This window comes from Micromonospora sp. WMMD754 (assembly GCF_049315235.1).
Taxonomy (GTDB): Bacteria; Actinomycetota; Actinomycetes; order Mycobacteriales; family Micromonosporaceae; genus Micromonospora; species Micromonospora sediminicola.
The window spans coordinates 965,023-986,135 of the sequence record NZ_CP186058.1; the positions used below are offsets into that span (position 1 = coordinate 965,023).

Here is a 21,113-nt window from a genome sequence, read left to right on the forward strand (position 1 = left end):
CCCCCGCCCAGATCGACACCCATCCACCCCCCACCCCCCGTGACCAGCATCACCCCACCCGAGATCGTCGATCATGAAATTGGCGGCGGCAAAAGGGACGGCGGGTGCCGTCAACCTCATGATCGACCGCTGGGGGCCGGGGGTGGGGGGCCCGGTCGGGGGTGGAATCAGCGGAGCGGGGTGGCGGGGGTGGGCGGGCGTGTGACGCTGCGGGATGTGAGCGCGTTCGCCGGGCCTGCGCCGTCCCGAGCCCGCCTCGGTCGGCCGGTGTGGGTCGTACCGGGGCTGCTCACGCTGGGGATCACGCTGGTCGGAATCGGACACGCGCAGCCGTGGCGCGACGAGCTGGCCACCTGGAGCGCCGCCACCCGCCCGCTGCCCGACCTGCTCCGGCTGACCCGCGTCATCGACGCCGCCACCGGGCCGTACTACGCGCTCATGCACGGATGGACGGCGCTGGTCGGCACCTCGCCGACCGCGTTGCGGCTGCCCTCCGCGCTGGCCATGGCCGCCGCCGCCGCGCTGACCGCCCGGCTCGGCGCGCGCCTCGTCGGCGACCGGGCCGGACTGCTGGCCGGGCTGCTGTTCGCGGTGCTGCCGGCCACCTCGCGCTACGGCCAGGAGGCCCGCCCGTACGCCCTCGCGACGCTGCTCGCCGTGCTCGCCACGCTGCTGCTGGTCGACGCGCTGCGCCGGCCGACCTGGAGGCGTTGGGCCGGGTACGCGCTCGCCGTCGCCGCGCTCGCCCTGGTCCACCTGATCGCGCTCACCCTGCTCGCGGCGCACGCCGTGGTGGTGCTGCTGACCGCCGCACGCGGTCCGGCGACGGTCGTCGACCCGCCCGACCGGTCCCGGCCCGAGAGGCTCGACGCCGGCGCGGCCCACGACGCCCGAGGGGCGCCGGTACCCGGCCGGCGGGTGCTGACGCGGTGGCTGCTGGCGCTGGTGCCGGCCGTCGTGCTCGTCACCCCACTGGCGCTGGTCGCCCGGGGCCAGCGCGGTCGGCAGCTCGACTGGGTCGACCCGGCCCGCCTGCCCGACCTGGCGGCGCTGCCCGGTGGGCTGGCGCAGAGCGGCGTGGTGGGCGGGTTCCTGCTGGCCCTCGCGGCGCTCGGCGCGGTCCGGCTGGGCCGGCGGGCGCTGCTGCCCGCCGCCGCCGTGCTGCTGCCGGTGCTGCTGCTCTTCGCGGCCGGCACGGTGGTGCCGCTCTGGGTGACCCGCTACCTGGTCTTCACCGTGCCGTTCGCCTGCCTGCTCGCCGGCGCGGCCCTGGCCGGGACGACACCGACCGGGGCCACACCGACGGGGACCACGCCCACCGGGGCCACGCCCGCCGGGGCCACGCCCGCCCGGGCGGCGGTCAGCGGGACGAAGCCGACGGGGACCGCTCCGGCCGGAGCAGGGCTCGGGGCGGCGCTGGCCCTGGTGGCGCTGGCCGGGCTGCTGGGGCTGCCCGACCAGGCGGCGTTGCGCCGTACCCACGAGTGGCCGCGCGGCGCGCCCGTCGACTACGCGGGCGCGGCCCGCGTGATCGCCGCCGGCGAACGGCCGGGTGACGCGGTCGTCTACTCGCCCCGCGACAGTTGGCTGTTCCCGGATCTGGGCATGGCGTACCACCTGGGGTCGCGGCTGCCCCGTGACGTGCTGGTGGTCCGCGACCAGCGGCAGGGCGCGGACCTGTGGGCCACCGAGTGCGAGGCCCCGGCGCGGTGCCTGGCCGGGGTGGACCGGGTCTGGCTGGTGGTCACCGGGCGTCGGGCGGACCCGCTGGCGGCGGTGCCCGGCGCGAAGGGCGCGGCGCTGCGCGACGGCTTCACGGTGCGTCAGGTCTGGCCGCGGCCGGGCCTCACGGTGGCCCTGCTCGCCCGGTGAGGCGGTCGGTGGTGCCCCGGGCCAGCGGGACGACCAGCGCCGCCTCGGTGCCGCCGCCGGCGCCGTTGCGCAGCTCGATGGTGCCGCGCAGCTCACCGGTGACCAGCGCCCGGACGATCTGGAGGCCGAGGTTGCCGCCCCGTTCGGCGTCGAACTGCCCGGGCAGGCCGCGCCCGTTGTCGGTGACCGAGACGTGCAGCTCCTTGCGGAGCCGGTGCACCGAGACCACCACCTCCGGCTTCGGCCCGTCCGGCGCAGCGGGAGCGCCGTCCTCGTCGGCCGGCGGGAAGCCGTGCTCCACGGCGTTGAGCAGCAGCTCGTTGAGCACCATCACCAGCGAGGTGGCGATCTCGGCGGGCAGCACGCCGAAGCTGCCCTTGCGGCGCATGCCGACGGTCACCTCGGTGGCGGCCACCTCGGTCGCGGCGCTGGCGACCCGGTCGACGATGCCGTCGAACTCCACCGCCTCGTCGCTGGACATGGAGAGCGTCTCGTGCACCAGCGCGATCGAGGCGACCCGGCGTACCGACTCCTCCAGCGCGACCCGGGCCTCGGGCATGGCCACCCGGCGGGCCTGGAGGCGCAGCAGCGCGGCGACGGTCTGCAGGTTGTTCTTCACCCGGTGGTGGATCTCCCGGATGGTGGCGTCCTTGGTGATCAGGGCGCGGTCCCGGCGGCGTACCTCGGTGATGTCGCGGACCAGCACCAGCGCGCCGATCGGCACTCCGGCGGGCATCAGCGGCAGGGCCCGGGTCAGCATGGTGGCGCCCCGGGCGTCGATCTCCCGCCGGGGCGGCGCCTCGCCGCGCAACGCGGCGAGCACGGCGTTGCCCGCGTCGGTGCCCTCGAGCGGGTCGCCGGCCAGCCGGCGGTGCAGCTTGGCCAGGTCCTCCCCCACCAGGTGGGAGGCGAAGCCGAGCCGGCGGTACGCGGACTGCGCGTTCGGGCTGGCGTAGGTGACCTTCCCGTTGGCGTCGAGCCGCACCAGCCCGTCGCCGACGCGGGGCGCCGAGGTGGTCTCGCCCGGGTGCCGGGGCGGCGGGAACGTGCCGTCGGCGATCATCTGGGCCAGGTCGTCGGCGGTGGTCAGGTAGTTCAGTTCGAGCTGGCTCGGGGTGCGCGCGGTGGAGAGGTTGGTGTCGCGCCCCACCACGGCGATCACCTCGCCGTTCTCCCCGTCACCGGTGCGCAGCCGCACCGGGATGGCCTCGTGCCGGGCGGGCACGTCGCCGTACCAGACCGGGTCGCCCTCGCGCCAGATCCGGCCCTGCCGGTGGGCCACCTCCAGGTGCGCCACCTCGGGCCCGCCGACGATCCGGCCGACCTGGTCGTCCAGGTAGGCGGTCGGCGCGGTGGTCGGGCGGACCTGAGCCACGCAGAGGAAGGTGCCGTCACCGTCCACCGGCACCCAGAGCAGCAGGTCGGCGAAGGAGAGGTCGGACAGCAGCTGCCAGTCGCCGGCGATCCGGTGCAGGTGGTCGATGTCCGCCGGACGGAGCGCGGTGTGCTCCTCGGCGAGGTCACGGAGGGTGGACACGCCCCACAGCGTGCCACGCCGGACCTCACATCGTCGCGGTGACCTTCTTCAACCCGCGTGGTGCGTCCGGGTCCTCGCCACGGGCCAGCGCCAGGGCCAGCGCGAGCCGTTGCAGCGGCAGGATGTCGAGCAGCGGCGCGTACCGCTCGTCGACCTCGGGCACCGCCATCCGGGTCTCCCCGACGTCGGCGGAGCCGACCACCACCACGTCGGCGCGGCGCTCGCCGAGCCGGGGCAGCACCTCGCGCATCGACGTGCCGCCGGGGCCGGAGCCGACCACGGCCAGCACCGGCACGTCCGGGTCGGTCATGGCGAGCGGGCCGTGCAGCAGGTCGGCGCCGGAGAAGGCGAGCGCCGGCAGGTACGACGTCTCCATCAGCTTCAGCGCCGCCTCCCGGGCGGTCGGGTACGCGTAGCCCCGGCCGGTGGTGACGAGCTGGGCGGCGAACCGGTAGCGCGGGGCGAGCCGGGCCGGGGTGTCGTCGGCGAGGGTGCGCGCGGCCAGCTCGGGCAGGCGGGCCAGCGCGTCCCGTTCCTCGGCGGGCAGCGCGCCGTCGCCGGCGCGTACCCCCTCGACCAGCATGAGCAGCGCGAGCAGCTCGGCGGTGTAGGTCTTGGTGGCGGCGACGGCCCGCTCGTGGCCGGCGGCGATGTCGACGCTCAGCTCGGCGGTCTCGACCAGCGGCGAGTCGGGGTTGTTGGTGACGGCGAGGGTGAGCGCGCCGGAGGCCCGGGCGACCCGCAGCACCTCGGCCAGGTCGGGCGAGCCGCCGCTCTGGCTGACGCCGACGACCAGCGCGTCGGAAAGGTCGGGCCGGGCGCCGAAGACGGTGATCGCGCTCGGCGAGGCGAGCCCGGCGGGCAGCCCGAGGCGGATCTCGGTGAGGTAGGCGGCGTAGAGCGCGGCGTGGTCGGAGGTGCCCCGGGCGGTGAAGACCACGTGCCGGGGCCGCCGGTCCGCGACGACGGCCGCGACCTCGGCGATCGCGGTGGCGTGCTCGGTGGAGAGCAGGCGCTCGTAGCCGGCCGGCTGCTCGTCGATGTCGGCGGCCATGCCGACCCCTGGACGGGTCACCCCGCACCCCCTTCTGCGCGATTGCCGCGCGTTCGATGCTCAGTCTTGCACGTTTGAGCGGTCGCGGGCAACGCAACGAACAGTAGTGCGCAGTGGATCACCAATGCTGGACAAGATCCCCTACGCTTGCCCGGCTGACGACCCGACCGGCGAGAGGACGACGTGCCCGAGGACGACGCCGCGCTCTCCGCGGAGGAGGAACTCGCGCTGGCCCGCCTGGCGCTGGGCGAGGGCGACCTGCGGCACGCCGCCGACCACGTGGCCGCGGCGCTGGTCCGCTCCCCCACCCTGCCCGAGGCGCACGAGACGCTCGCCCGGCTCGCCGCGGCCAGCGGAGGCGACCTGGACCTCTTCCCGCTGGGACAGCACGCGTTCGTCGGCGCCGTGGTGGCGCGGGCACACCTGCTCGCCGCCGCCGGCCGCCCCGCCGAAGGGCTCGACCTGCTGGCCGCCGCCACCGGCTACGCGCCCGGCGCGCCGTGGGCCGCCGTGCCCTGGGTGACCGCCGCCGACCTGCCGGAACGCCTCGATCCGGAGCGCACCGCGCGGATCCTCATGCAGGTCTGCGCGGCCGTGCCGGACCCGGTGCCGCGCCGGCTGCGCGAACCGCTCCAGCCCTACCTGGCGCTGGCCCGCAACGCGATCACCGTGCACCCCGAGCACCCGCTGCTGCTGGGCGCGGCGTCCGCGCTGGCCCGACGCCTGGGCGAGGTCGCCTTGGCGGTCACCTGGGCCACCCGGGGGGTACGCGCGGAGCAGACCAAGCTCGGCGAGGTCTGGCTCGGGTACGCGTACCGCAGCGCCGGCCGGACCGCCGACGCGCTGGCCGCGCTGGAGCGCGCCGTCGCGCTCGACCCGGACGACCTGGCGGTCTACGCGGACATCGCCGGCACGCTGGCCGACCACGGCCGGCTGGACGCCGCGCTGGACTGGGTGGACCGCGCGCTGGCGAAGGACCCGTCCTTCGACTGCGCCGTGCACACCGCCCACCGGCTGCGCTTCCAGCGCGACGGGAACGTCGACCACCTGGTGGCCCTGGCCGACTTCGTCCGCGACCACCCGGACGACTCGCACGAGCACGGCGACCTCGCCGAGTGCTGCCGGGGCCGCCCCTGGCTGGGTCAGGTGACCCCGGTGGGCGCGGACGATCCGCTGGTGCCGGAGAGCCTCGCCGACAGCACGCTCCCGTCGGCCGGCGCGGTACGACGGCTCCAGCAGCTCGCCCAGCCGGCCTGGGCCCATCCCCCGGCGGCGTACGACGCCGCGGTCGGCCTCGCCACCGTCGACCTCGCCGACCTGCTCGGCCTGCTGGCGCATCCGCCGGAGACGCCGCCCACCGCGCTGGGGCGGGTGCTCGCCGGCCAGGATCCCGCGCTCTGGGTGCGGTGCGCCCAGGTCTGGGCCTGCCTCGGCCTGCTGCACCACCGCACCGACGAGCCGTGGGCGGAGTCCACCCGCCGCCGGGTGCTGGGGGCACTGGCCGCCGCCGGTCCCGGCCCGGTCGCCGAGGCGGCGCTGTTCGCGCTGGTCACCGCCGCGTGGGTGGAACCCGGGGTACGCGCCGACGTGGCCGGCCTGGTGGCCGGGCGGCTCGCCGAGGTGGCGGGCGGGCGGGCCCGCCGGACCCCGGCGGCGGTGTCGCTGGCGCACCTGGCCCGGGCCACTCCGGCCCTCGACCCGGCCGCCCGCGCCACCGCCGAGGCGTTGGTCGCCGATGCCGGGGCCGGCCCGCTGCGCCGGCTGTGGCGGCACCTCGCCGCCCTGTTCCGTCGCGCCTGACGACGCCCGGGGCGGTCCCCCGGGACGGTGCTGCCGGTACACGGTGTTAAGAAGGGGCCCCGGTACAACGCCAGGCGTTAAGCGGGGCCCCTTCCTTACACGTCAGACGGGGGCCTTGCCGAGCGCGATCTCGGCCTCGTCCTCCGGCGTGGCGCCGGCCGGCGGGGCGTCGTTCGTCGCCCGCAGCGGCACCTCCTTGATGAACCAGGCGAGCACCGGGACCGCCACGGTGAAGAAGACGGCCCACAGGAAGACGTGCGAGATGGCGTCGGCGAGCGCGCCCAGCACCACCTCCCGGGTGGCGCCGGTGAGCTGCTTGAGCTTCTCCAGGTCCAGCGCTCCGCCCTCGCCGCCGCCCTTGCCGGCGAACGCCGGGCCGGCCGCCGAGTCGGCCAGCCGGTTGGCGAAGACGGCACCGAAGAGCGAGACGCCGAACGAGCCGCCGATGGACCGGAAGAAGGTCGCCGCGCCGCTCGCCGCGCCCAGGTCCTTCTGCTCGACGCTGTTCTGGGCGATCAGCATCGAGGTCTGCATGAGGAAGCCCATGCCGACGCCGAGCACGACCATGTAGATCGAGGACTGCGTCTTGCTGGTGTCGAGGTCGAGCAGGCTGAGCAGCCCCATGCCGAGCGCCATCACCACGCCGCCGATGATCGGGAAGGCGCGGTAGCGCCCGGTCTTCGTGATCGTCCGGCCCACCACCAGCGAGACGACGAGCATGCCGAACATCAGCGGGAGCAGCAGCAGTCCGCTGTTCGTGGCGGACGCGCCCTGGACGGTCTGCTGGTAGAGCGGGAGGAAGTTCATCGCGCCGAACATGGCGAAGCCGAGCAGGAACCCGATCACCGAGATGAGCGCGAAGTTGCGGTTGGCGAACAGGCCCAGCGGCAGGATCGGCTCGGGCACCCGCCGCTCGACCAGGGCGAAGGCGACCAGCGCGACCACGGCCAGCGCGGCGAGGCCGAGGATCTGCGGCGAACCCCAGTCGTACTCGTTGCCGCCCCACGTGGTGACCAGCACGAGCGCCGTGATGCCGACCGAGAGCAGCGCCGCGCCCAGCCAGTCGATCTTGTGTTCGGTGCGGTACTTCGGCAGGTGCATGGTGGTGGCGAGGACCAGCAGCGCCACGCCGCCCAGCGGCAGGTTGACGTAGAACGCCCAACGCCAGGACAGGTTGTCGGTGATGAAGCCGCCGACCAGCGGGCCGGCCACCATGGCGATGGCCATGATGCCGGCGATCATGCCCTGGTAGCGGCCCCGCTCCCGGGGCGGGACCAGGTCACCGATGATCGCCATGACGCCGACCATCAGACCGCCGGCGCCGAGGCCCTGGACCGCCCGGAACGCGATCAGCTCGACCATGCCGTTGTCGGTGCCGCCGAAGACGCCGGAGCCGGACATGCCGCAGAGCGCGGAGCCGACCAGGAAGACGACCACCGCGGTGAGGAAGACGGCCTTGCGGCCGTAGAGGTCGCCGAGCTTGCCCCAGATCGGGGTGGAGACCGTGGTGCCGAGCACGTACGCGGTGACCACCCAGGTGAAATGGTCGGCGCCGCCGAACTCGAACACGATGCGTGGCAGCGCGGTGCTGACGATCATGTTGTCGAGCATCGCGAGCATCATCGCGATCATCAGGCCGAAGAGGACGACGCGGACGTTGGGTCTCGCGGTGACCTCGGCTGGTTGACTCATGGGTAGGCTCCCCCGCAGATCGGTGATCGACTTACTTGCCGCCCGGCTAGTTAGCTTACTAGCCGCACGGTAAGCTGGGGTACGGACGAGCGTCAAGCGGATTGGAAGGTGTCGGTCGGTGAGCGAGGGCACAGGCGGCACGCGCCAGCGGATCCAGGCGGTCGCGCTGGAGCTGTTCACCGAGCAGGGATACGAGAAGACCTCGCTCCGGGAGATCGCCGAGCGCCTCAACGTGACCAAGGCCGCGCTCTACTACCACTTCAAGAGCAAGGACGAGATCGTCACCAGCTTCGTCGACGACCGGCTCCGCCGGATGGACGAGCTGATCGCCTGGGCCGCCGAGCAGCCCGCCACGCTGGAGACCCGGCGCGCGCTGATCGGCCGGTACGCCGACGCCATGTTCGCCGGCGAACTGCCCAAGGTGATGCGCTTCTTCGAGCAGAACCAGACCGTGCTCAAGAGCCTCGCCGCCGGCCAGCAGATGCGCGAGCGGATGATGCGGCTGGCCGGCGAGCTGTGCCGGGGCGACGAGTCACCGGCCGCCCAGCTGCGGGCCGCGCTCACCCTGTTCGCGGTGCACACCAGCTGGTTCGCGGTGCGCGTGCCGGGCATCTCCGACGAGGAGCGGAAGAAGATCGCCCTGGAGGTGGCCGACGAGCTGCTGGCGAAGATCGGCGGCTGAGCCGGCTCAGCCCTCGGCGGTCAGCGCCAGACGCAGGCCGAGCAGGTCGACGCCGGGCAGCGGAGACCAGTCCTTCTCCGGCAGCCGGACGAACCCGAGCCGGTCGTAGAGGCGCCGCGCGCTCGCCGCCATGCCGTCGCGAACGCAGATCACCACCGCCGTGCAACCCAGCTCGACGGCGCGCGCCACACACGCCCGCGCCAACGCCGCGCCGGCGCCCCGGCCCTGGGCGGCCGGGTCCACCGCGAGCATCCGGAACTCCGCCTCGCCCGGCCCGGCCAGCTCCGCGTACGGGGTCCCGGGCAGCACGAACGTGACCGCGCCGAGCACCGCGCCGGTGGGCTCGTCCACCGCCACCAGCACCTCACCAGTCTCCGCCCGGCCGGCCACGTCGGCGAGCACCACGGCGTACCCGTTCTCGCCCTTGAGCTGGCCGTCCGCCTCGTACGCGGCCACCGTCAGGCGGGCCACCGCCGGGAAGTCCGCCGGTTGCGCGCGGCGGACGAGCAGGCCGCTCAACCGATCACCGCGATCAGATCGCCGTCCTGCACCACGTCGCCCTCGTTGACCGCGAGCTGCTGCACCACGCCGTCGGACTCGGCGACCACCGGGATCTCCATCTTCATCGACTCCAGGATCACCAGCGTGTCGCCCTCGGACACGGTGTCCCCGGCCGACGCGACGACCTTCCAGACGTTCGCCACCATCTCGGCGCGGATCTCCTCGGCCATGTCCCGGCCCTCCCTCTGTCCGACAGTCCTGCGACGGTATCCAATCATGACGCCGGTCACGCCGGCCCTCGGACCACCCGCGCGCTGACCCGCCCCGCCGCCCACGGGACGGACCGGGCGGCACTAGCATCGTGCGGGTCGGCTCCCGGCGCGCCGGGGACCACACGCGACCTCCGCCGCGCTCCGCCGCGGACGGACCGTGACCAGCACAAGGAGGCAGAGCATGGCGAAGAAGGCCCGGAAGAAGAAGGCCCGGAAGAAGAGCGGCGCGAACCACGGCAAGCGCCCCAACTCCTGATCGTCCGCGATCAGCGCGCCGGCCCGAGGCCGGACAGACCGGTGGCCCGGGTCCGTGCGGACCCGGGCCACCGGTGTACGTGCCCAGTCAGTCAGCCAGCTCGCGCGACTCGGTCGTCTCGAAGACCACCAGCTCGGTCAGCCGCAGCCGCAGCCGCTCGCGCAGCTTCTCCGGCGCGGCCTCGTTGCCGCAGCACCGGGCGACCAGCGCCTTGACCTCCTGCTCGATGCCGTACTCGCGCAGGCAGGGGCCGCACTCGTCGAGGTGGTGCCGGATCAGGACCCGGCGCTCCTCGGCACACTCCAGGTCGAGGTAGAGGTAGACCTCGGCGAGCACCTCGCGGCAGTCCGTCTCGTGCGGTTCTCCACAGCTCACGGTCACACCTCCCGGCCGGCGGTGGCGGTCGAGCCCTTCGACGACGCGGCGCTGAAACCTCGCTCCGCCGCGTACCCCTCGAGCAGCTTGCGCAGATTACGTCGGCCTCGGTGCAGGCGGGACATCACGGTGCCGATCGGCGTGCCCATGATGTCGGCGACCTCCTTGTAGGAGAAGCCCTCGACGTCGGTCAGGTAGACGGCCAGGCGGAACTCCTCCGGCAACTGCTGGAGGGCCTCCTTGACGTCGCTGTCCGGCAGCCGGTCGAGCGCCTCGGTCTCGGCCGAGCGCAGACCGCTGGACGTGTGCGACTCCGCCTCGGCGAGCTGCCAGTCGGTGATCTCGTCGGTCGGCGCCTGGACCGGCTGGCGCTGCCGCTTCCGGTAGGAGTTGATGTAGGTGTTGGTCAGGATCCGGTAGAGCCAGGCCTTCAGGTTGGTGCCCTGCTCGAACTGGTGGAAGGCGGCGTACGCCTTCAGGTAGGTCTCCTGGACCAGGTCCTCGGCATCCGCCGGGTTGCGGGTCATCCGCAGCCCGGCAGCGTAGAGCTGATCGACGAAGGGCATCGCGTCCCGCTCGAAGCGGGCCCTGCGCTCGTCCGTCTTCTCGGTGGTCAACCGCACATCCCCTCGCGTCGGATGCTTTCCCGCCGAGGATACGCGTACCCGGGAGCCAGCAGATTCACTTCCCGAGTGTGTGCCGGTGCTCACGGCCGACCCCGACGCGGGCCACTCCGGCGCGTCGAGCAGCCGCCGGAGCCGCCGTTCGTCCCGTTCGTCCCGCTCCCGGTTCCGTGTCTCGATCGGCACCGGTCACCCCCCTCGCGCTGACAATGTCATCCAAGGGGCTTCAACGCGAAGCGCGGGCCGTCGCATTCCATCGCACCGGCTCGACCACCCGTCCACCCGTTCCCGGCCCCAGCCTCGGCCGCGACCGACGCTGGGACCAGGAAGGGCCTGGGAGGTGACCCCGGCGCGCCCGAACCGGGCGGCCGGCGCCACCCGGTGCAACGACCACCGCCGGGGAGGGTCACGCGTCCCGGGCCGTGGTTCAGGTCAACCAACCGCGAGCGGCGAGCCAGTCGCGGACCGCCGCCGCCGTACCCGTCGGATCGACCCGCAGGTCGTGGCGCTCCCCCGGCCGGACCACCACCTCGACCCCCGGCCCCGCAGCGGGTACGCCGAACGGGTCCCGGTCGCCGTTGACCACCAGCGTCGGCAGGCCGGTGTCCAGTTCCGCCGCCCGCGAGCGTTCCGGCCGCCCCGGCGGGTGCAGCGGGAACGCCAGCGCCACCACACCCGACGCCCCGACCGTCCCGGCGGTCCGGCAGGCCACCCGGGCGCCGCTGGACCGGCCGCCCACCACCCAGCGGCCGGCGTCGGGCAGGCGTCGGCGCAGCTCGGCCAGCACCGCCGTCCAGGCCTCGTCGAGGTGCCCGGCCGGTGCCGGCGCGCGCCGGCCGGCGACCCGGTAGGGCTGGGTCACCAGCACCACTCCCGCCCCGGCGTCGCACACCGCGTCGCGGACCGCGACCAGGTCCGGCGCGTCCACGCTGCCGCCCGCCCCGTGGCCCAGCACCAGGACCGTGGAGTTGGCCGCCGCCGGCCGGTCGAGCCGGATCCGGGCCGGCCCCCGCGCAGTGTCGATCTCGTCGTCGTGCCGCACCGCCTCATTCTGCGCGCGACGCCCCGCGCGACGCGGACGGGAGCAGACATCCCGCCCGACCACGGCCTCAGCCGCCCACAGCCCACGGCCCACGACTCACGGCCCACGACTCACCGCTCACGATCCTGCGCATTCGGCTCGGAACCCTAGAGATCTTGGTACGGAATGGCCCCTGTAGGGGCCTTCTTCTACCAAGATCTCTAGCTGTCTCATGCCGTGGAAGCGGAATCCCACCGAGTGGCGAACTGCCAACCGAAGCGGTAACCGCGACGGATGAGCCGCGCACGGTGAACGCCATCGGGGCCGGACCGACGGGAACCGACACCTCGAACCGGCCGCGCACGACAACGCCCGTCGGCAACGCCCCAGCTCCGCACCGCCGCCGACGCCGAATCAGCGCGGCAGGACGACCCGTCCGCACCGACCAACGTGAGATCGGCACTGCCGGCGGGCCGGCGACACCGCTCGGCGCGAGATCGGCGATGCCCGGCGCCCGCGGGCCGGCGGACCGGACCGCGGGCGACGGGCGTGATCAGCTCAACGGCACCAGCGTGAGCAGACGGTCCCGGACCGGCGGGCCGGCCTCGTCGATCGCGTCCGGATCCGGCTGCACCTCGCTGCGCCAGGCGACGAGCATGGCCCGCCGCTCACGCGGCGTGGTGCCGCCCCAGACGCCGTGACAGTCGCCGACCTCCAGCGCCCAGGCCAGGCAGGAGCCCTGGACGTCGCAGGTGCGGCAGAGCGCCACCGCCGCGTCGGCCGGCTCGTTGGGCGCCGGGAAGAACGTCTCCGGATCGACGCTCTGGCAGGTGCCTCTGGTGCGCCAGGCATCATCCTGTCGCCGTTCGCGCAGAGCCCGTAGCAGTCGTGGATCGCGCCGTGCGGCGGCCACCTCGTGCGGGCGGGGCATGCGTGCCCGTGTCAATACACCCACCTCCCCCGTGGGACCGGCGAGGATCTTCGAAGAGATCGATGGGTGTCATCCGCCCCGTGCGAACGGACACCCACCACCGGCGCTGTGTTCTATCGCACTCGCGCACGCGGGGACAAGGGTCTCCGGTAAACATGGCTGAACGTCCGGGCGACGTTTCAGGCGCAACCCCGGCAAATCAGCACACGACAATGTGCCGAGCGTGATCAGAACAGCGTCAGTGTGGAATCCGCCTCCGCCCCCGCCGGGCCGACCCGTCGGACCAGCTCCGGCCCGTCGTTGCGGACGTCGCCGACGGCCGGTGAGACCGGCCGGATCTCCAACCCGGCGAGCTGCGCGTCGTCGGGCGGGACGAGCAACGCGGCGGGCTCGTCGGTCGGGCCGAGCCACGCCGCCCAGCGGTCCGGGGACAGCAGCAGCGGCATCCGGTCGTGCACCTCGGCCAGCTCGCCGAGCGCCGCGGTGGTCAGCACGCTGAACGTCAGCCGGGCCTGGCCGGCCGACTCCCAGAGCGACCAGATGCCCGCGAACGCCAGCACCGAGCCGTCCCGTGGGGTCATGAAGTAGGGCTGCCGACCGCCGTCGGGGCGACGGACCCACTCGTACCACCCGTCGGCCGGGACCAGGCAGCGCCGGCGGGCGAAGGACGGGGCGTACGCGCGGCTGGTGGCGACCGTCTCGGCCCGCGCGTTGATCATGCGGGCGGCGCCGGCGGCACTGCGGGACCAGGGCGGGAGCAGGCCCCAACGCCCGAGGGAGAGCAGCCGGTGCCCCTCGGGCGCGAGCCGGACCAGCGGCACCGGATCGGTCGGGGCGACGTTGAAGTCGGGCCCGACGCCGCCGGTGGAGTCGACCGACTCGAACAGCGCGCTCAGGTCCCCCGCGCTCCGGGTCGTCGCATACCTCCCGCACATGGCGCCCACGCTAGCCCCACCCGGGCGTTTCGGCTGTCCCGCTCACCGGGAGCAGGGCGCGGGGACGGTTCCACCGGGCCGTCGGGTTGGCAGAATGGAGGCGTGGGGAATCTGACCGCGACGCGTCCGCCGCAGCCGTGGACCGCGCCGACCGCGAGCGACCCGGTCGCCGCGACGCTGCGCCTGCCCGGCTCCAAGTCCATGACCGCCCGGGCCCTGGTGCTCGGCGCGCTGGCCAGCGGGCCGTCGACGCTCGCCCGGCCGCTGCGCGCCCGCGACACCGAGCTGATGGCCGGCGGCCTGCGCGAGCTGGGGGCCCACATGTCGGCCTCCGACGACGACCGCTGGCTGGTCCGCCCGCACGCGCTGGTCGGCCCGGCGCACGTCGACGTCGGGCTGGCCGGCACCGTGATGCGCTTCCTGCCGCCGGTGGCCGGCCTGGCCGCCGGGCGGGTCACGTTCGACGGCGACCCGCACGCGCGCACCCGTCCGCTCGGCCCGCTGATCGACGCGCTGCGCACGCTCGGCGTCCGCATCGACACCCCACCGACCGGCAGCCTGCCCCTGGTGGTCCTCGGCGCCGGCCGGGTGACCGGCGGCGAGGTCGTCATCGACGCCTCCGCGTCCAGCCAGCTGGTCTCCGGGCTGCTGCTGGCCGCCCCCCGCTTCGACCGGGGCGTGGTGGTCCGGCACCAGGGCCCGCCGGTGCCGTCCGCGCCGCACCTGCGGATGACCGTGCAGATGCTGCGGGCCGCCGGGGCGGCGGTGGACGACACCACGCCCGACGTCTGGGTGGTCGAGCCCGGCCCGCTCACCGGGCGCGGCTGGGAGATCGAGCCCGACCTCTCCGGCGCCGCGCCGTTCTTCGCCGCCGCGCTGGTCACCGGCGGTGAGGTCACCCTCCAGGGCTGGCCGCGCAGCAGCCTCCAGCCGGTCGAGCAGCTGCGCGAGCTGCTGCACCGGATGGGCGGCGAGGTCACGCTCGGCACCGACGGGCTGACCGTGCGGGGCACCGGCACGGTCCGCGGGCTGGACGCCGACCTCTCCGACGTGGGTGAGCTGACCCCCGTGCTGACCGCGCTCACCCTGCTGGCCGACGGCCCGTCCCGGCTGACCGGGATCGGTCACATCCGGGGCCACGAGAGCGACCGGGTCACCGCGCTGGCCAAGGAGTTCGCCGGGCTGGGCGCGGACGTCACCGAGACCCACGACGGCCTGGAGATCCGGCCCCGGCCGCTGCGCGGCGGCACGTTCCGGACGTACGCCGACCACCGGATGGCGCACGCCGCGGCCGTGGCCGGCCTGGCCGTCCCCGGCATCGAGGTCGACGACGTGACGTGCACCTCGAAGACCATGCCGGAGTTCCCGGCACTATGGTCGGGGATGGTGACCGGCAAGAACTGACAGCGGGGGGACGTCCTGGCGACCAAGCGGCGGGAGTACGACGAGGACGACGTCCGGGTACGTCCCGGCCGGTCGTCGCGGCCCCGTACGCGCACCCGGCCCCGGCACGCCGACGCCGTCGACGGGTTCGTGATCGCCGTGGACCGGGGGCGCTACACCTGCGTGCTGCCCGACGCCGGTCCCGAAACCCCGGTCGTCACCGCCATGCGCGCCCGCGAGCTGGGACGCAAGTCGGTGGTGGTGGGCGACCGGGTGGGGCTGGTCGGCGACACCTCCGGCGCGTCCGGCGCGCTGGCCCGCATCGTCCGCATCGCCGAGCGCCGCTCCGTGCTGCGGCGCACGGCCGACGACGACGAGACCACCGCCGAGGGCCGGCTGGAGCGGGTGGTGGTGGCGAACGCCGACCAGTTGGTGATCGTCAGCGCGCTGGCCGACCCGCCGCCGCGCACCGGGTTCATCGACCGCTGCCTGGTGGCCGCGTACGACGCCGACATCGAGCCGCTGCTCTGCCTCACCAAGGCCGACCTGGCCGGGCCGGAGGCGGTGCTCGGCTACTACACCGAGCTGGAGCTGCCGTACGTGCTGATCCGCCCGGAGTCCGACCTCGCCGAGCTGCGGGCGCTGCTCGCCGGCCGGATCTCGGTGCTGGTGGGCCACTCCGGGGTGGGCAAGTCGACGCTGGTCAACCGCCTGTGCCCGGACGCGGAGCGGGCGGTCGGCACGGTCAGCGCGATCGGCCGCGGCCGGCACACCTCGACCAGCGCGGTGGCGTTGCGCCTGCCGCCGCCGCCCGACCCGGTCGGCGACCCGGGGTGGATCGTCGACACGCCCGGCGTCCGCAGCTTCGGGCTGGCGCACGTCTCGGCGGAGAGCCTGCTGCACGGCTTCCCCGACCTGGTCGAGGCGACCGTCGACTGCCCGGCCAACTGCCCGCACACCGCCGACGAGGCGGACTGCGCGCTGGACGCCTGGGTGGCCGCCGGCAAGGCGGACCCGCGCCGGCTGGCCTCGTACCGGCGGTTGCTGGCCTCGCGCAGCGGCGAGGGTGACCCGCGCGAGCCCGAGCGCAACCCGGGCGATCCGCTCGCCGGGTCCTGACCGGCGGACGGACGCCCCACCCGCCGGTGCCGCCGGCGCGGCCGGCGCTAGCGTGTCGACCATGACCGGGTACGCCGACGACCTCGCCCTCGCCCACCTGCTCGCCGACGCCGCCGACGCCGTCTCCACGGCCCGGTTCCGCGCCCTCGACCTGCGGGTCGAGTCGAAGCCGGACCTGACCCCGGTCTCCGACGCGGACACCGCCGTGGAACGGGAGATCCGGGCCCTGCTGGCCACGCACCGACCGGACGACGGCCTGCTCGGTGAGGAGTACGGAGAGCAGCCCGCCGCCGGCCCGGACGGGCGGCGCTGGGTGGTCGACCCGATCGACGGGACGAAGAACTTCGTCCGGGGCGTACCCGTCTGGGCCACCCTGATCGCGTTGCTGGAGCACGACCGGCCGGTGCTCGGCCTGGTCTCCGCGCCGGCGCTCGGGCGGCGCTGGTGGGGCGCGGTGGGCGTGGGCGCGTTCGCCGGCGCCGGCCCGGCCGAGGCGACGCCGATCCGGGTCTCCGGCGTCACGGCGCTGGCCGACGCCAGCGTCTGCTACTCCTCGCTCACCGGATGGGAGCAGGCCGGTCGGCTGGACGCGATGCTCCAGCTCATGCGGGACACCTGGCGCAGCCGGGCGTACGGCGACTTCTACGGCTACATGCTGCTGGCCGAGGGCGCGCTGGAGGTGATGGTGGAGCCGGAGCTGTCGCTGTGGGACATCGCCGCGCTGGTGCCGATCGTCACCGAGGCCGGCGGCACGTTCACCGACCTGGCCGGGCGACCCGCGCCGGCCGGCGCGGACTCCGGCGACATCAGCGCGATCGCCAGCAACGGCGCGCTGCACGACGACATCCTGCACCGCCTCGGCCGGCCGGCCGAGCGCTGACCCGGCGGGAGCTCTATCCTCGCCAGGTGGTCTCCTCCGGCTGGTGCTTCCTCGCGGCGATGATCGTCGCGTACGGCTTCGCCAACCTCCTCCAGTCGGTCGCCGCCGCGCGGACCACCGTGCACCACACGTTCGACCCGGGGCTGCTGCTGCGGCTGGCCGGTCACCGGACGTACCTGATCGGGCTGACCTGCCAGGTCGTCGGCTTCGTGCTGGCCTTCCTGGCCCGCCGCGACCTCCCGCTGTTCCTGGTCCAGGCCAGTGTGGCGGCCGGGCTCGGGGTGACCGCCGTGCTCGGCGTGCTGGTGCTGAAGTGGCGTCTGCCGGCCGCCGAGGTGGCCCTGCTGGTGCTGCTCTTCGGTGGGATCACCGCGCTGGTGCTCTCCGCCGAGCCGGCGCCGTCGCGGCAGCTGGGCACCGCCGGGTTGATCAGTCTGGTGGTGGCGCTCGGCGCGATCGCCGTGTCGGGCTTCTTCGCCGCCCGGCTGCACGGCGCGCCCGGGTCGGTGGTGCTCGGCTCGCTGGCCGGGATGGCGTTCTCCGCCGCCGCGGTGGCGGCCCGGCCGCTCGCCTCGGCCGACTCGGCGGAGGCGTTCGTCCGCGACCCGCTGCTCTACCTGCTCATCGCCCACTCGGTGGTCGGCCAGCTGCTGCTCGGCCTGGCGATGCAGCGCGGCTCGACCACGGCCGCGGTGGCCGCGATGGACGCCGCCGGCGCGGTGCCCGCGGCGATCGTCGGCCTGCTGCTGCTCAACGACAAGATCTGGCCCGGGCGGGAGTGGCTGGCCGGGCTCGGCTTCCTGGTCACGCTGGCGGCCGTGGTGGGCCTGACCCGGTATGCCGAGCCGCAGCACCACCACGCGACCGCCCGTGACCGGGGGCCGGCGATGATCGGCGCCGGGGTGGTGCCCGCTCAGGCCGCCTCGACCGGTCCCCGGGCCTCGACGACCACCTCGACCGGCGGGGTCGGCTCCACCGGGGTGGCCGGCCGACGGCGCCCGATCACCCGCTCGTAGAGACGCTCCAGCGCCGCCGCCGTCCGTTCCCAGGTGTAGCTGCACCGCACCCGGTCCACCGCGGCGTGGCCGTACGCGAACCGCCCGGCGTTGTCGGTGAGCATCCGGCGCAGCGTCACCCCGAGGGTGCGGACGTCGCCCGGGGGCACCAGCTTGCCGGTCACCTCGTCCACCACGGCGTCGGCGATGCCGCCCATGGCGTAGCCGACCACCGGCACCCCGCAGGCCATCGCCTCCAGCGAGACGCGGCCGGCGGACGAGTAGTGCGGCGTGCAGGCCACCACGTCGGCGGAGCGGTACCAGGTGGCCATCTGGTCGTGCGGGACCGCGCCGACCAGCTTCACCTGCTCGGCCACCCCGGCCCGCTCGGCCAGCTCGCGCAGCCGGCGCGCCTCGGCGTGGCCGGCCAGCCGTTCGGCCGGCGGTCCGCCGGCGATCACCAGCTCGGCGTCGCCGACCAGCCGCATCGCCCGGATCAGGTCGTCCTGGCCGTGGCCGGCGGAGAGCCCGCCCACGGAGAGGATCCGGGCGCGCTGGTCCCGGGGGGCGGCCTCGCCGTCCGGGTGGAACTGGCCGAGGTCCACGCCGGTCGGCACCATCGCCACCGAGGTGCGCTGGAGGCCCATCCGGGTCAGCTCGTCGACCTCGTCGTTGCACTGGGCGACCGCCACGTCCACGGCCCGGGTCAGCGCCCGCTCCAGCGGGATGCGCTCGCCCGGCCCGCCGTAGCTCCGGCCGAGGTGACGCAGCTGCTCGACGCCGAGCGAGTGGAAGGTCTGCACCACCGGGATGTCGGTGGCCCGGACCGCGTGGGCGGCGGCGAGACCGCCCACCCAGTAGTGACCGTGCACGACCTCGGGGGCCCACTCACCGGTCCACTCCTGCGCCAGCCAGCGGCCGAACTCGGACACGTACGGCACCAGTTCGGCGGTGGGCAGCGGGTCGGCCGGGCCGACCGGCACCCGTTCCAGGCGGTAGCCGTCCAGCTCGGTGAGGGCGGGCTGGGCCGCCGCGTCGCGGCGTTCGTACACCCGGACCTCGTGGCCCCGGGCGGCGAGTTCCGCCGCCACACGCGCAATGTGCTCCTGGGTCCCGACGGTGGGACCGTCGGTGGACGAGCCGGCGTGCGCGCATACAAGGCCGACGCGCATGGTGCACCTCCATGCGTTCTCGCGAGCGGGGTCTCCCGGTCAGAGCGTCCCATTAACCCGGGTCCGGTGCGCCCAAACCTGGCAGATCGCCGGTGGCGACGGAGCGTCGCGCGGGCGGGACACCGCGCCGACCGGTCCCGATCAGGCCGACTCGGGCGGCATGACCGGCCGGCGCGGGGGTACCGGCGAAGGATGCCGCTCACCCGCACCCTCGCCGACGCCACCGTCGTCATCACCGGCGCCTCCAGCGGGATAGGCGCGGCCACCGCCTACGCGCTGGCCCGTCGGGGCGCCGCCGTGGTGCTGGCCGCCCGGACCGAGGCGGCGTTGGAGCGGGTCGCCGCGCACTGCCGGGAGTTGGGCGGGCGCGCGCTGGTGGTGCCCACCGACGTGACCGATCCGGATGCGGTGGAGCGGCTGGCGGCGCGCGCGGCGGCCGAGTTCGGCCGGATCGACGCCTGGGTCAACAACGCGGCCGTCGGCACGGTGGGGCTGTTCGACGAGATTCCGGTGGCCGAGTTCCGCCGGGTGGTCGAGGTGAACCTGCTCGGCACCGTGCACGGAATGCGGGCCGCGCTGCCCTGGCTCGGGGCGGCCGGCGGCGGCGTGCTGGTCAACAACGCCTCCGTGCTGGCCGAGGTGGCCATGCCGTACCAGTCGGTGTACAACGCCACCAAGCACGCCATCCGGGGACTGGCCGACACGGTCCGGCAGGAGCTGCGGGTGACCGGCCGGGGCGCCATCTCGATCTGCACCGTGCTGCCGGCCACCATCGACACGCCGTTCTTCCGGCACGCGGCGAACCACACCGGCCGGGAGCTGACCCCGCCGCCGCCGGTCTACCCGCCGGAGATGGTGGCGGAGACGATCGTCCGGCTGCTGCGCCGTCCCCGCCGGGAGGCGTACGCGGGGGGCGCGGCCCGGCTGATCGGGCTCCAGTGGCGGCTCGCCCCGGCGGTGGCCGAGCGGGTGCTCGGCTGGTACACCGCGCGCACCCAGTTCGGTCCCGGCGTACGCCTGGACGCCACCGGCAACGTGTTCACCCCCGACGCGGCGGCCGAGCGGACCGACGGCTGGTCGGGTCGGCGCGGCCAACTCCTGCGGCTGACCGCGGCGTTCGGGCTGGCGGCGGCCGGCACGGCGGTCGGCACCGTCGCGGCGATCGGCCGACGGTCCCGGGCCGGTCGCTCATGAGTCCCGTCGACCGGACCGATGCGCGGGGGGAGGCCGACGTGCACAATGGGACGATCATGCCGACGGACGCACGTTGCCTGGTCGAGACCGCCGAATCCTCCGCGACGGTCCGGCTGACCGGTGTGCTCGACCGGGCCGGGGTGGACGCCGTGCGGGGCGCGCTGCTCGGCCGACTCTGGGCCCGGCCGGGGCCGATGGTGGTCGACCTGTCCGGGGTCCGGATCCCCGACCCGCAGGCGCGCGAGGCGCTCGACGAGGTCGGCCGCGCGGTCGCCGACTGGCCCGCCACCGACCTGCTGTTCGTTTCCGGTGGCCGGCCGGTCCCCCGACCGGCGGACGCGCCGCCCGAGCTGCTCGACGTCGAGCTGCTCCCGGTGGTGGAGGCCGCGCGCGAGGCCCGCGCGCAGGTCACCGACGGCTGTGCCCGCTGGGGACTGCCGGAGCTGGCCGAGCCGGCCTGCATCGCGGTCACCGAGATGGTCAACAACGTGGTGGCGCACGCGGCGACGCCGATGACGCTCCGGCTGGCGCCCCGGGGCGGCGCCCTGCACGTGGCGGTACGGGACCACGCCGCCGGGCGTCCGACGTACGCGGGGCCGGCGCCGGTCGACTCGGTGGGCGGCCGGGGACTGCTGCTCATCGACGTGGTGGCCCGGCGCTGGGGCAGCACCGCGCTGCCCGACGGCAAGGTGGTGTGGTGCGTGCTGCACGCCGAGGACGAGGCGGCCTTCCGCAACTGAGGCGGGATTTCGCCCTCTTGCTCCCGATCCACCCGCTCGGTCGCGGTTAATGCGGTCAACGCAGTGGGTAGTTCACCCC

At 74.8% G+C, this 21,113-nt stretch carries 21 protein-coding genes; 10 read left to right on the top strand and 11 right to left on the bottom strand.

Annotated features, from left to right (window positions below; translation table 11 throughout):
• Positions 1–216: 216 nt before the first annotated feature.
• Entirely contained in the window at positions 217–1,872 is a 1,656-nt protein-coding gene (locus tag ACN27B_RS04520) for a glycosyltransferase family 39 protein (RefSeq protein ID WP_422745847.1), read from the top strand.
• Here the strand turns inward: ACN27B_RS04520 and ACN27B_RS04525 are convergent.
• Both ACN27B_RS04525 and ACN27B_RS04530 read right to left on the bottom strand, forming a co-directional pair.
• Entirely contained in the window at positions 1,847–3,409 is a 1,563-nt protein-coding gene (locus ACN27B_RS04525; RefSeq protein WP_099163795.1) for a PAS domain-containing sensor histidine kinase, read from the bottom strand. The two genes, ACN27B_RS04520 and ACN27B_RS04525, sit on opposite strands and share 26 nt — an antisense overlap.
• Before the next feature lie 25 nt (positions 3,410–3,434).
• Positions 3,435–4,463, bottom strand: coding sequence for an SIS domain-containing protein (locus tag ACN27B_RS04530; RefSeq protein ID WP_099163794.1), 1,029 nt, complete (start codon positions 4,461–4,463; stop codon positions 3,435–3,437).
• A gap of 183 nt (positions 4,464–4,646) precedes the next feature.
• Between ACN27B_RS04530 and ACN27B_RS04535 the strand changes: the two genes are divergently transcribed.
• On the top strand, positions 4,647–6,263 hold the full coding sequence (locus tag ACN27B_RS04535; protein ID WP_099163793.1) for a tetratricopeptide repeat protein: 1,617 nt from the start codon (positions 4,647–4,649) through the stop codon (positions 6,261–6,263).
• Between the two features lie 102 nt (positions 6,264–6,365).
• On the opposite strand, the gene ACN27B_RS04540 is transcribed toward ACN27B_RS04535, so the two are convergent.
• Positions 6,366–7,955, bottom strand: coding sequence for an MDR family MFS transporter (locus ACN27B_RS04540; protein WP_422743623.1), 1,590 nt, complete (start codon positions 7,953–7,955; stop codon positions 6,366–6,368).
• Between the two features lie 118 nt (positions 7,956–8,073).
• On the opposite strand from ACN27B_RS04540, the gene ACN27B_RS04545 reads away from it, so the two are divergent.
• On the top strand, positions 8,074–8,637 hold the full coding sequence (locus ACN27B_RS04545; RefSeq protein ID WP_422743625.1) for a TetR/AcrR family transcriptional regulator: 564 nt from the start codon (positions 8,074–8,076) through the stop codon (positions 8,635–8,637).
• A 6-nt stretch (positions 8,638–8,643) separates the two neighbouring features.
• On the opposite strand, the gene ACN27B_RS04550 is transcribed toward ACN27B_RS04545, so the two are convergent.
• Together ACN27B_RS04550 and ACN27B_RS04555 are read right to left on the bottom strand one after the other, a co-directional pair.
• Positions 8,644–9,156 (bottom strand): GNAT family N-acetyltransferase, encoded by a 513-nt coding sequence (locus tag ACN27B_RS04550; RefSeq protein ID WP_099163791.1) that lies wholly within the window; start codon positions 9,154–9,156, stop codon positions 8,644–8,646.
• Complete coding sequence (locus ACN27B_RS04555; RefSeq protein WP_091068708.1) at positions 9,153–9,368, bottom strand: biotin/lipoyl-binding carrier protein; 216 nt, start codon at positions 9,366–9,368, stop codon at positions 9,153–9,155. Before ACN27B_RS04555 ends, ACN27B_RS04550 begins: the two co-directional genes overlap by 4 nt.
• 223 nt (positions 9,369–9,591) lie before the next feature.
• Between ACN27B_RS04555 and ACN27B_RS04560 the strand changes: the two genes are divergently transcribed.
• The gene (locus ACN27B_RS04560) at positions 9,592–9,666 is read left to right on the top strand and encodes a 50S ribosomal protein bL37 (protein ID WP_369700219.1); all 75 of its coding nucleotides are present in this window, start codon (positions 9,592–9,594) and stop codon (positions 9,664–9,666) included.
• Between the two features lie 87 nt (positions 9,667–9,753).
• Here the strand turns inward: ACN27B_RS04560 and rsrA are convergent, their stop codons facing one another.
• The 5 genes from rsrA to ACN27B_RS04585 form a co-directional block, all read right to left on the bottom strand.
• Positions 9,754–10,041, bottom strand: a complete 288-nt coding sequence (gene rsrA / locus ACN27B_RS04565) for a mycothiol system anti-sigma-R factor (RefSeq protein ID WP_091576980.1) — start codon at positions 10,039–10,041, stop codon at positions 9,754–9,756.
• A gap of 2 nt (positions 10,042–10,043) precedes the next feature.
• On the bottom strand, positions 10,044–10,850 hold the full coding sequence (locus tag ACN27B_RS04570; RefSeq protein WP_422743628.1) for a sigma-70 family RNA polymerase sigma factor: 807 nt from the start codon (positions 10,848–10,850) through the stop codon (positions 10,044–10,046).
• 241 nt (positions 10,851–11,091) lie between these two features.
• Complete coding sequence (locus ACN27B_RS04575; RefSeq protein ID WP_422743630.1) at positions 11,092–11,706, bottom strand: alpha/beta family hydrolase; 615 nt, start codon at positions 11,704–11,706, stop codon at positions 11,092–11,094.
• Positions 11,707–12,238: 532 nt separating this feature from the next.
• Entirely contained in the window at positions 12,239–12,631 is a 393-nt protein-coding gene (locus ACN27B_RS04580; protein ID WP_091570883.1) for a WhiB family transcriptional regulator, read from the bottom strand.
• 212 nt (positions 12,632–12,843) lie between these two features.
• Entirely contained in the window at positions 12,844–13,551 is a 708-nt protein-coding gene (locus ACN27B_RS04585) for an SOS response-associated peptidase (protein ID WP_422743633.1), read from the bottom strand.
• Positions 13,552–13,653: 102 nt separating this feature from the next.
• Between ACN27B_RS04585 and aroA the strand changes: the two genes are divergently transcribed.
• The 4 genes from aroA to ACN27B_RS04605 all read left to right on the top strand — a co-directional run bounded on the left by aroA (position 13,654) and on the right by ACN27B_RS04605 (position 17,949).
• Positions 13,654–14,955 (top strand): 3-phosphoshikimate 1-carboxyvinyltransferase, encoded by a 1,302-nt coding sequence (gene aroA / locus ACN27B_RS04590; RefSeq protein ID WP_099163787.1) that lies wholly within the window; start codon positions 13,654–13,656, stop codon positions 14,953–14,955.
• A gap of 162 nt (positions 14,956–15,117) precedes the next feature.
• Complete coding sequence (gene rsgA, locus ACN27B_RS04595) at positions 15,118–16,053, top strand: ribosome small subunit-dependent GTPase A (protein ID WP_099164915.1); 936 nt, start codon at positions 15,118–15,120, stop codon at positions 16,051–16,053.
• Positions 16,054–16,114: 61 nt separating this feature from the next.
• Positions 16,115–16,933, top strand: coding sequence for a histidinol-phosphatase (gene hisN, locus ACN27B_RS04600; RefSeq protein ID WP_422743635.1), 819 nt, complete (start codon positions 16,115–16,117; stop codon positions 16,931–16,933).
• 59 nt (positions 16,934–16,992) lie between these two features.
• The gene (locus ACN27B_RS04605; protein WP_176558958.1) at positions 16,993–17,949 is read left to right on the top strand and encodes a hypothetical protein; all 957 of its coding nucleotides are present in this window, start codon (positions 16,993–16,995) and stop codon (positions 17,947–17,949) included.
• On the opposite strand, the gene ACN27B_RS04610 is transcribed toward ACN27B_RS04605, so the two are convergent.
• Complete coding sequence (locus ACN27B_RS04610) at positions 17,847–19,100, bottom strand: glycosyltransferase (protein ID WP_099163784.1); 1,254 nt, start codon at positions 19,098–19,100, stop codon at positions 17,847–17,849. The genes ACN27B_RS04605 and ACN27B_RS04610 overlap by 103 nt on opposite strands.
• Before the next feature lie 192 nt (positions 19,101–19,292).
• Between ACN27B_RS04610 and ACN27B_RS04615 the strand changes: the two genes are divergently transcribed.
• The gene (locus ACN27B_RS04615; protein WP_422743637.1) at positions 19,293–20,294 is read left to right on the top strand and encodes an SDR family oxidoreductase; all 1,002 of its coding nucleotides are present in this window, start codon (positions 19,293–19,295) and stop codon (positions 20,292–20,294) included.
• A gap of 56 nt (positions 20,295–20,350) precedes the next feature.
• Positions 20,351–21,034, top strand: coding sequence for an ATP-binding protein (locus ACN27B_RS04620; RefSeq protein WP_422743639.1), 684 nt, complete (start codon positions 20,351–20,353; stop codon positions 21,032–21,034).
• Positions 21,035–21,113 lie beyond the last annotated feature (79 nt).

What these genes read in the sequence shown, in the direction of transcription:
- hisN (WP_422743635.1), top strand. Translation starts at nt 16,115, where the DNA reads ATGACCGGGTACGCCGACGACCTCGCCCTCGCCCACCTGCTCGCCGAC.
- ACN27B_RS04615 (WP_422743637.1), top strand. Translation starts at nt 19,293, where the DNA reads ATGCCGCTCACCCGCACCCTCGCCGACGCCACCGTCGTCATCACCGGC.
- ACN27B_RS04555 (WP_091068708.1), bottom strand. Translation starts at nt 9,368, where the DNA reads ATGGCCGAGGAGATCCGCGCCGAGATGGTGGCGAACGTCTGGAAGGTC.
- ACN27B_RS04605 (WP_176558958.1), top strand. Translation starts at nt 16,993, where the DNA reads ATGATCGTCGCGTACGGCTTCGCCAACCTCCTCCAGTCGGTCGCCGCC.
- ACN27B_RS04585 (WP_422743633.1), bottom strand. Translation starts at nt 13,551, where the DNA reads ATGTGCGGGAGGTATGCGACGACCCGGAGCGCGGGGGACCTGAGCGCG.
- ACN27B_RS04610 (WP_099163784.1), bottom strand. Translation starts at nt 19,100, where the DNA reads ATGCGCGTCGGCCTTGTATGCGCGCACGCCGGCTCGTCCACCGACGGT.
- ACN27B_RS04620 (WP_422743639.1), top strand. Translation starts at nt 20,351, where the DNA reads ATGCCGACGGACGCACGTTGCCTGGTCGAGACCGCCGAATCCTCCGCG.
- ACN27B_RS04530 (WP_099163794.1), bottom strand. Translation starts at nt 4,463, where the DNA reads ATGGCCGCCGACATCGACGAGCAGCCGGCCGGCTACGAGCGCCTGCTC.
- ACN27B_RS04540 (WP_422743623.1), bottom strand. Translation starts at nt 7,955, where the DNA reads ATGAGTCAACCAGCCGAGGTCACCGCGAGACCCAACGTCCGCGTCGTC.